The sequence below is a fragment of the Elstera sp. genome (assembly GCF_044372965.1).
Classification (GTDB): Bacteria; Pseudomonadota; Alphaproteobacteria; order Elsterales; family Elsteraceae; genus Elstera.
On the sequence record NZ_JBILQX010000142.1, the window covers coordinates 1 to 9,338 of the forward strand.

Here is a 9,338-nt window from a genome sequence, read left to right on the forward strand (position 1 = left end):
CCTAGTCTTTTACCCGCAGTGGGCCGCGATGCTAGCGGGGCAGCAAAAAGGATGCCAGTTAAGTTTCGCTGAGGAGGGCTTTGAATAAGGCTTCCGCCTCCGGCCCATCCCACGGCGCATCCCCTTCGAAACGCCCGATTTCCCGGCCTTTCGCGTCGATCAGAATGCTCGTCGGGAGCCCGCGCAACGAAAACGCACGGCCCGCTGCCCCGCCCTTGTCGTTCCGCAGCGGCAGAGACGCGAGCCCGTGCTGGGCATAAAATTCCTGCACTTTGGCAAGTCCTGCCCGGTCGAGACTGATCGGCAGCACCGTGGCCGCCCGGCCTTCCGCTTGCCAGCGTTGTGAGAGTTTCAACAGGGCGGGCATTTCCTTGACGCACGGGATGCACCAGGTCGCCCAGAAATTCAGGAGCACGAGTTTGCCAAGATGGTCGGACAAGCGGCGTTCGGCCCCAGTTTCATCGAGGCTGACCACATCCGGCACGGGCGAACGGCTGGCCGCATCGGGCGCGGAGAGTTTCAATTTTGCCATAGGGCCGGTCAGCGGCAGGGCTTCGGCTGCCTGCGCTGTTGCAAGTGGGGCGCACATGGTGAAAATGGCGGACCCAATTGTTGCCCGCAGCACGCCCCGCCGCGTGAGGGGCGGCAGCGCCTCGTTATCAGGACTGGATGGTACCTTAGGCATGGCCGATTCTTCCTCTTCTTCCCCCGCCACCAACAAGCTGTGGGGCGGCCGCTTCGCCGCCGGTCCCGCCGCGATCATGGAGCGGATTAACGCCTCCATCGGCTTCGACAAAACCCTATATCGGCAAGATATCGCCGGTTCCAAGGCCCATTGTACGATGTTGGTGACGCAGGGGATCATTCCTGCCGCCGATGGTGCCGCGATTCTGGAAGGGCTCGACCGGGTTTTGGCTGAAATCGACGCCGGGCAGTTTGAGTTTCGGGTGGACCGCGAAGATATTCATATGAATGTCGAAGCGCGGTTGGCGGAACTCATCGGCCCCTCGGCGGGGCGGCTGCACACGGCGCGCTCGCGCAACGATCAAGTAGCGACCGATTTCCGCCTGTGGCTGCGCGATGCTATAGACCAGCTTGATCTCGACCTGAAAGCCCTGCAAGCGGCGTTGATTGCCCGCGCGGAGGAACATTCGGGCACGATCTTGCCAGGGATGACCCATTTGCAGGCGGCGCAACCGGTGACGCTTGGCCATCATCTGCTCGCCTATGTGGAAATGCTGGGGCGGGATCGCGGGCGCTTTGCCGATGCCCGGAAGCGCCTCAATGAAAATCCGCTCGGCTCGGCGGCACTGGCGGGCACGCCCTACCCGATTGACCGGGACTTGACCTCCCGGCTTCTCGGCTTCGACCGGCCTACGGCGAACTCGCTCGATGCCGTCTCGGACCGGGATTTTGCGCTGGAGTTTCTGGCGGGCGCGTCAATCCTCGGCATGCATCTGTCGCGCCTTGCGGAAGAAATCGTGCTGTGGTGTTCGGACCGGTTCCGCTTCATTCGTCTGTCGGATGCGTTTTCGACCGGCTCGTCGATCATGCCGCAAAAGCGCAACCCGGACGCCGCCGAACTGGTGCGGGCGAAAGTCGGGCGCACTTTGGGCAATTTCACTGCCCTCATGATGGTGATGAAGGGCCTGCCGCTCGCCTATTCGAAAGACATGCAGGACGATAAGGAGCCGGTGTTCGAAGCCGTCGAAACCCTCTCCCTCTCGCTCGCCGCCATGACCGGCATGATCGGCGATATGCAGGTGCAGGGGGCCGCGATGCAGCAGGCGACGCTCGGCGGCTTCCTAACCGCGACCGATTTGGCCGATTATCTGGTGATGCAGTTGGGCGTGCCGTTCCGCGAAGCCCATCACATTACGGGCCGGGCGGTGGCGCTGGCGGAAGCGCGCGGCGTGCGGCTGGATGAGTTGGAGCTTGCGGACTTCCAAACCCTCCACCCGGAGATTCGCCAGGATGTTCATAGCGTCCTAACGGTCGAAGGCTCGGCAGGCGCGCGCCAAAGCTTCGGCGGCACCGCGCCGGACCGGGTAGCGGCGGCCGTCGCTCAAGCGAAGGCACGCTTCCTATGACCCGCATGCTGAAATTCACCCTGCTGCTCGCCGTTCTGGCTCCGCTCGCGCTCAGTGCCTGCGGCAAGAAAGCCGAGCCGCTCCCACCCGCCGGCACCGATTCGATCTATCCTAGAAAGTACCCGACGCAATGAGCGGTTTTTCCTATATCTCCGGTTCTCTTCACGCCGAACAGGTTTCGCTGACGGCGATTGCTGAAGCGGTGGGCACGCCGACTTACGTTTACTCCGGCGATACGATCCGCGCGACCTATCGGGATTTCGCCGAAGCTTTTTCCGACCGCGACGCGCTGATTTGTTATGCAGTGAAGGCCAATTCCAATCTCGCCGTGCTCGGCCTGTTGGCGCGCGAAGGGGCGGGGGCGGATGCCGTTTCCATCGGCGAAGTGAAGCGCGCGGTGGCGGCAGGGGTGAGCCCGCAGAAGATCGTCTTCGCCGGGGTTGCCAAAAGCGCGGCGGAAATCGAGGAAGCGCTGACCATCGGCATTCTTCAGTTCAACGTCGAAAGCCTGCCGGAGTTGGAGCGGATTTCGGCGATTGCCGCCGCGCGCGGGCTGGTGGCGGATGTCGCCATTCGCATCAACCCGGATGTGGACGCGGGCACCCACGCCAAGATCACTACCGGCAAGAAGGGCAATAAGTTCGGCATCGATCTCGATCAGGCGAAGGCCGTTTATGCCCATGCCGCCACGCTTCCCGGCATTCGCGCGGCGGCGGTGGCGATGCATATCGGCAGCCAAATCACCACGGTTGCGCCCTTCGAAGCGGCCCTGATCCGGTTGGTGGCGCTGGCGCAGGAGTTGATTGCGGCGGGCCATCCGATTACGCGGATCGACTGCGGCGGCGGCGTCGGCATTCCCTACCACGGCGAAGCGCCCATCGATATCGGTGCCTATGCCGAAATGGTGAAGCGCGTCACGGCAGGCTTCACGGGCACGCTGATGTTCGAACCGGGCCGCTATCTGGTCGGCAATGCCGGGGTGCTGCTCAGCCGGATCGAATATGTGAAGCAAGGCTCCGACCGGCGTTTCTATATTCTCGATGCGGGCATGAACGACCTCATTCGCCCGGCGATGTACGAGGCGTGGCACGAGATTATTTCGGTGCGGGAAACGGCGGAAACGCTGGCTGCGGTCGATATCGTTGGGCCGATTTGTGAAAGTTCCTGCATTTTTGCCAAAGATCGGCCCATGCCCCCCTTGGTGGACGGCGATTTGCTCGCTATCTTATCTGCAGGGGCCTATAGCGCCGCGATGGCTTCCAGCTACAATACGCGCGCGCTGCCCGCCGAAGTCTTGGTGGAAGGGGATCAGTTCGCCGTGATTAAACCCCGCCGTTCCTTGGACGATTTATTTGCCGACGAAAGCCCGACCCCGGCCTTCGTTTCCACAGGCTCGTAAGCATGGAGACGCCCGCTTCCTTGCGTTGGGCACGGGGGCGGGCAAAACTTGTGCTCGCGTGGGAAACTGGGTGGACGGCGCTGCTGCCGCTGCTGGGTTTGGCGCTAATCTTCGTGGCGCTCGCGTGGACGGGCCTTCTGTTTCTGCTGCCCGGTTGGGCGCATCTCGCCATTTTGATTTTGTTTGCGGCGGTGGGGTTTGGCCTCGGCTGGACCCGGCTGCGGCATTTCCGCTGGCCCGACAGCGCGGCAGTGGATCGGCGGATCGAAACCGCCTCCGGCCTCGCTCATCGTCCGCTCACGACGTTGCAGGACGAACCGGCGGGCGGCGACGCTGTTACCTTCTCGCTCTGGCAGGTGCATCGCGCCCGCGTGCTGGCGTCCCTCACGCAGTTGCGCACCGGCATTCCGGCGCGCGGCGCCTATGAGGTCGACCCGTTCGGGCTGCGCGCGTTGGTGGTTTCCGCGCTGATCGTCGGGTTTTTCGCGGCCGGGCCGGATCGGGGGGAGCGGCTGCGCGACGCTTTTCTGCCCCGCTTCGAAACCGTGTCGGCGGTGCCCCCCTCGATGGATGTTTGGGCGACCCCACCTGCCTATACCAATTTGCCGCCGCTCGCCCTGTCGCGCCTGCCCGAGGGCGAGGTAATCGCGCTGCCCGGCGGCACGCAGCTTTCCGTCCAGCTTTCCGGCTATGAGACGAAAACACCCCCGGCCTTTTCCGCCCCCGGCGTCGCAGCAACCCCGCTCACCCGCCAGAGCGATGGCGTTTGGCACGGGGAGGCGACGCTTCCGGTTCCCCCCGACGCGCAAGAAGGCACGCTGACGCTGCTCAACCGTGCTTGGCCGGTGCGCGTGCTGCCCGATGCGGTGCCGAAAATCACCTTCCGCGAGCGCCCCGGCCCGACGCCGCGCCAGTCCCTGCGCCTGCCCTGGGGCGCGGAGGATGATTACGGCATCGAAAGCGTGCGCGCCGAAATTCGCCTGTCGGAGCGCAAGGGCGAACCGTTCAGCCTGACCCTGGCCTCGCCCGCGCGCAAAACGGCGAGCGGTGCGCCCTTGCACGATCTGACCGATCACCCTTGGGCAGGGCTGCCCGTCGCGATCACCCTGATTGCACGCGATGGGCGCGGGCAGGAGGGGCGGTCGGAGCCAGAACTGCTGATCCTCCCAGCGCGCGCCTTCACCCACCCCGTTGCCAAAGCCATTATCGACCTACGCCGCGCCCTCACCGAGGAGCCCGATAGCGCGCCGGAAGTGGCCCGCGCGCTGGAGAAACTGGCGATCCGCCCGCAGGCTTTTAGTCACGATACGCTGGTGTTTCTGGGGCTGATGAGCGCGCGCGCGCGGCTGATCTTGCAGGAGTCGGGCGAGGATCAAGCGCCGGTCGTCCGCACGCTCTGGGATCTCGCCCTGCGGCTCGAAGAGGGCGACCTCAGTGTGTTGGAACGCGATTTGCGCGACGCGCAGCAGGCGGTGCAGGAGGGGCTGGAGCAGGATCTGACCGACCCCGAAATGCAGCAGCGGCTGGACGCGATGCAACAGGCGCTCGACCGCTATATGCAAGCGCTCACCCGCCGCGCGATTGAAAATTCTCAGCGCGCCGACCGGCCCCGCCGCCCGCGCGACCCCAACGCGCGTATGGTCACGAACCGCGATATTCAGCAAATGATGGATAAGGCGCGCGAACTCGCCCGCCAAGGCCAGAAGGAGCAGGCGCAAGCCTTGCTCGATCAGTTGCGGGAGTTGATGGAACAGCTCGCCAATGCCGAACCCGAACTCGCGGACGGCGACGAAAGCGAAATGAGCGAGGACGACGGCGACCCGACCAGTCAGGCGCTCCAAAACCTGCAAGACCTTGCCCGTCAGCAGCGCAGCCTAATGGATCGTGGGCTTCAGCAGAACCGCCAGCGCGGCCAACGGGGCCAGCAAGGCCAACAGGGCCAACAGGGCGAGCCGCAGCCGGGTGACGGCGATATGGCGGGCGAGCAGGAAAGCCTGCGCCGCCGCTTAGGGGAAATCATGCGCCAGTTGGGCGAGGCCAATGGCGGCATGCCCCAAGGGCTTGGGCGGGCCGAACAGGCGATGCGCGACGCGCTCTCTCGGCTTCAGCAGGGCCAGCAGGGCGGTGCGGCAGGCGCGCAGCAGCAGGCGCTCGATCAATTGCGCGACGCGATGCGCGGGCTGGCGGATCAGCAACGTCAGCAGGCGGGCGAAGGCCAGGGGGCGGGCCAAGGGCGTCCGCGCCCCGGCCAACGCCCCGGCCAGCAAACCACCACCGGCCAAAATCGCGATCCCTTGGGCCGCGACCGGGGCGATCAGAATCCGGGGAACGGCTTGGGTAACGACGATCGGGTGCGCATCCCCGACGATAGCGCCGTGGAGCGCGCCCGCACGATCTTCGACGATCTGCGTCGGCGCGCCGCCGATCCGACCCGGCCAACGCTGGAGCGCGAGTATATTGACCGACTCTTACGCGGTTTTTAGTCCTATATTAATGTTTAAGCATTGGGGGCTAGTTTTTGGGCAAAATTCAGCCTGTGAGTGGGGATTAGACACAAAAGGTTAACAGATCCTTTTGGTATGAGCTTTGCTACGCGCCCTTCGCTTATCGCAAACGTCCTATTCCAACAGTGCAAGGCTTCCCCGTGACACAGCCTGAACGCATCATCTCCCTTTCGCGCAAAGTCGGTACGATTGCCGACAACAAGATCACGCAGATTAAGCAGATCACCCGAGAGACGCGGATTTTGGCGCTGAATGCGATTATCGAGTCGGCGCGGGCGGGGGACGCAGGCAAGGGCTTCGGCGTGGTCGCGGGCGAGGTCAAGGCGATTTCGGACCGGATCACCCATATTGCCGAAGACCTGACAACTGAACTATCGGGCGCGATTGGCGAACTCTCAGCCCTGGGGGAAAAGCTGGTGCGGCAGGTGCGCGGCCAGCGCCTCTCGGACCTGGCGGCGAATGTCATCGAACTCATCGACCGCAATCTTTACGAGCGCTCCTGCGATGTACGCTGGTGGGCGACCGATCAGGCCGTGCTCGACGCGCTCACCCATCGCAGTTCGCCCGATGGGGCGGAGATGGCGGCGGTGGCGGGGAGCGGTTGGCGGTTATTCTTAATAGCTACACGGTCTATCTCGACCTGTGGGTCGTGGGGTTGGATGGGCGCGTGATCGCCACCGGGCGCGGCAATCGCTTTCCCAATGCGCGGGGGGCGGACGTGTCGAAAACCGACTGGTTCAAGCGCGGCCTCGGCACCCGCAGCGGCGACGATTATATCGCCTGCGATATCGAAACCGTGCCGCATTTGGGTAATCATCAGGTTTCGATTTTTGCGACGGCGGTGCGCGAGAAGGGCAAAGCCCATGGCGAGCCCATCGGCGTTTTGGGCATTTTCTTCGACTGGCAACCCCAGGCCAGCGCCGTGGTGAAAGGCATCCGCCTCGACGATGAGGAGTGGAAAATGACGCGCTGCCTGCTGGTCGACGAAAACCACCGCATCATCGCCGCCTCCGACGATCAAGGCGTGCTGCACGAGCAGGTGCATTTGCCAGAGACGGGCAAGACGGTCGGCTATTATCAGAACGACCAGACTGTCACGGGATACGCGCTCACCCCCGGTTACGAAACCTACCGTGGGCAAGGCTGGTACGGCGTGGTGATCCAGACCGTGCGGGCGGAAGGGTAGGGTGGCTCTGCGACAGAAAATATGCTTGTCTAGACAATTCTTAGCAGAATTTTAGCAAATCCTAACCCTAAACTGCGCCGTTATGTCCCCGACGGTCGGGGAACACGCCGCACACCATTTTTACAAGGGATAAGACATGCATCTCAATCTTCTTCTCGGGGCAGGCTTTAGCGCCCTCCTCGCTCTGGCGCTGCCCAGCCGGGCCGAAACCGTTCTGGTGCCGAATAATGCCCCCTGGGCCTTCCAGCAGGGCGATAAAACCGTGGGTGTGCTGGTGTCGGTGGTGCAGGAATTGGGCAAGCGCGCGGGCGTCGATCTGGTCGCGCGCGACGTGCCGGTGGCGCGGATGATCGAAAGCATCAATACCAAACAGGCCGATTTCGCCATGATCGGCGCGCTCACCAAGATGGACGCCGACCCCTTGGGCGATGTGTTCAGCATCCCCATCGTGGCCCTCGCGCGTAAAGGCGTGACGCTAAAAACCTATGATGACCTGAAGCCGCTCAATACCGCCTTCGTGAAGGGCACCAATTTCGGCAGCGACTATGATAAGGACGCGAGCCTGAAGAAATCGGAAGAGCCGAACTTCGAACAGCTTCTTAAGAAAATGCAGGCGGGCCGCATCGATGCCGGGATCGGCAGCGCGCCGGGCCTGCGCTTTTCCGCCAAAGTGTTCGAGCTTTCGGACGTGCTGGGCGATAGCCTAAAGCTGATCGAAACCCCGCTAGCCCTCTTCGCCGCCCGCGACAAAGCCTCTGCCGACACCCAAGCCAAACTGAAAACCGCGCTCGCCGCGATGCGCAGCGACGGCAGCATCGATAAGATTATCGATGTCTATGTTACGAAGGATTGGGCCCCCCGCTAAACACCCGCATCGCGGGCAGGACACGGTTAAGTGCGCGTGATAGTCTGTCGCTCAATATGATTTGAGCGATGGACCCATGCGCGAGCCTAAAAAAAATACGTCTAAAGACCGCGCCGCCCTCTTCATCAAAGCCGCCTTAGAGGCGCTGCACGCGGCGGGTGGAAGCCTGCCGTTGCGCGAGGTGAAGGCGGCGGTGGCGGCAAAAGTTAGCTTCACCCCCGATGATTTGCGGGTTTACGAGAAAACCGGCTATGTGCGCTGGGAAACTAAACTCCATTTTTACTCCATTGCGCTTGTAAAGGCGGGCTTTATCCTCAAGCACGGCGGCCAATGGCATATCACCCCGGAAGGGGAAGCTGCTCTTCCGCTGTCCGCATCGGATTTGCTTGAGAATGCGGAGCGCGCCTATCGGCAATGGAAGGCGACACAACCTGTCGAAGATGGTGCGCTGCCAAAGGATGTTAGCCCTGATCCCGGCGCGCCTGTTTTCGAGCAAGCGGATGTAAAACGCTCCTTCGTGTTCGAGCGGGCGGAAGCCGATGCGCGGGCGGAGATCGAGGATTACCTCGCCAACCTCGGCCCCTATGAGCTGCAAGACGTGGTGGCGGCGCTGCTGCGCGGCATGGGCTACACAACGCCCTTCATCGCCCCCAAAGGCCCGGACGGCGGCACCGATATTCTGGCCTATCCCGACCCTTTGGGCGCGCGAACCCCCCATATCCGCGTGCAAGTGAAGCACCGCGCCCGCAGCGGCCAAAAAGCCACCCGCGACGAAATCGCCTCCCTGCGGGGCATCCTGCGCCAAGACCGCGAAATGGGCCTGTTCGTCTCCACCGCAGGCTTCACCAGCGAGGCCGTGCGCGAAGCCCGCCAAGGCGGCGTGCATATCGACCTGATGGACCTCAACGGTCTGTTGGAAAAATGGACAAGCTTCTACGACCGGCTAACGGAAGAGGACAAAGGCTCCCTCCGTCTGCGCCGGGTGTTTTTTCTGGCACCGGAGTGAGCAATCATGGAAGGAAACAAAAATATGTCTCTCTTGGATCAAAAGAAAAAAAAATTTTGTGAAAGTGGTTATGTAATTTTGAAAAAGGACGATGTTTCTCGTATATTGGATCAATATAATATTGATGAAGGGGTTAATGAATTTAATAATATAATTACGGAAAATAATTTGATTTCGGAGGTGACGTGCCCCCCGATTTTGGATCCGTCTTGATGTAGAGTCCGACAGCAGGAGTCGGACGAAGATGAAGCGCACACGGTTTACGGAAGAGCAGATCATCGGGGTTTT

General features: G+C 62.4%; 9 protein-coding genes. 8 read left to right on the forward strand and 1 reads right to left on the reverse strand.

All coding sequences use genetic code 11. The features are described 5' to 3' along the window. Window positions 1–58: 58 nt before the first annotated feature. Complete coding sequence (locus ACIQ36_RS15145) at window positions 59–685, reverse strand: TlpA family protein disulfide reductase (RefSeq protein ID WP_395830768.1); 627 nt, start codon at window positions 683–685, stop codon at window positions 59–61. Between ACIQ36_RS15145 and argH the strand changes: the two genes are divergently transcribed. The 8 genes from argH to ACIQ36_RS15185 all read left to right on the forward strand — a co-directional run bounded on the left by argH (window position 684) and on the right by ACIQ36_RS15185 (window position 9,050). Further along, window positions 684–2,090, forward strand: a complete 1,407-nt coding sequence (argH, locus tag ACIQ36_RS15150) for an argininosuccinate lyase (protein ID WP_395830771.1) — start codon at window positions 684–686, stop codon at window positions 2,088–2,090. The genes ACIQ36_RS15145 and argH overlap by 2 nt on opposite strands. Continuing rightward, window positions 2,087–2,224: a hypothetical protein gene (locus ACIQ36_RS15155; RefSeq protein WP_395830774.1), complete on the forward strand. Its 138-nt coding sequence runs from the start codon at window positions 2,087–2,089 to the stop codon at window positions 2,222–2,224. The genes argH and ACIQ36_RS15155 overlap by 4 nt, the downstream gene beginning before the upstream one ends. Beyond that, complete coding sequence (gene lysA, locus ACIQ36_RS15160; RefSeq protein WP_395830778.1) at window positions 2,221–3,489, forward strand: diaminopimelate decarboxylase; 1,269 nt, start codon at window positions 2,221–2,223, stop codon at window positions 3,487–3,489. Before ACIQ36_RS15155 ends, lysA begins: the two co-directional genes overlap by 4 nt. 2 nt (window positions 3,490–3,491) lie before the next feature. Beyond that, window positions 3,492–5,972 carry a TIGR02302 family protein gene (locus ACIQ36_RS15165; protein ID WP_395830781.1) on the forward strand — a complete coding sequence of 827 codons (2,481 nt, stop codon included), beginning with the start codon at window positions 3,492–3,494 and terminating at the stop codon, window positions 5,970–5,972. Window positions 5,973–6,133: 161 nt separating this feature from the next. Then, on the forward strand, window positions 6,134–6,664 hold the full coding sequence (locus tag ACIQ36_RS15170) for a methyl-accepting chemotaxis protein (RefSeq protein WP_395830783.1): 531 nt from the start codon (window positions 6,134–6,136) through the stop codon (window positions 6,662–6,664). After that, complete coding sequence (locus tag ACIQ36_RS15175) at window positions 6,595–7,179, forward strand: cache domain-containing protein (RefSeq protein ID WP_395830785.1); 585 nt, start codon at window positions 6,595–6,597, stop codon at window positions 7,177–7,179. Before ACIQ36_RS15170 ends, ACIQ36_RS15175 begins: the two co-directional genes overlap by 70 nt. A 136-nt stretch (window positions 7,180–7,315) precedes the next feature. Further along, window positions 7,316–8,044, forward strand: a complete 729-nt coding sequence (locus ACIQ36_RS15180; RefSeq protein ID WP_395830787.1) for a substrate-binding periplasmic protein — start codon at window positions 7,316–7,318, stop codon at window positions 8,042–8,044. A gap of 76 nt (window positions 8,045–8,120) precedes the next feature. Continuing rightward, window positions 8,121–9,050, forward strand: a complete 930-nt coding sequence (locus ACIQ36_RS15185; protein ID WP_395830790.1) for a restriction endonuclease — start codon at window positions 8,121–8,123, stop codon at window positions 9,048–9,050. Window positions 9,051–9,338: the final 288 nt, after the last annotated feature.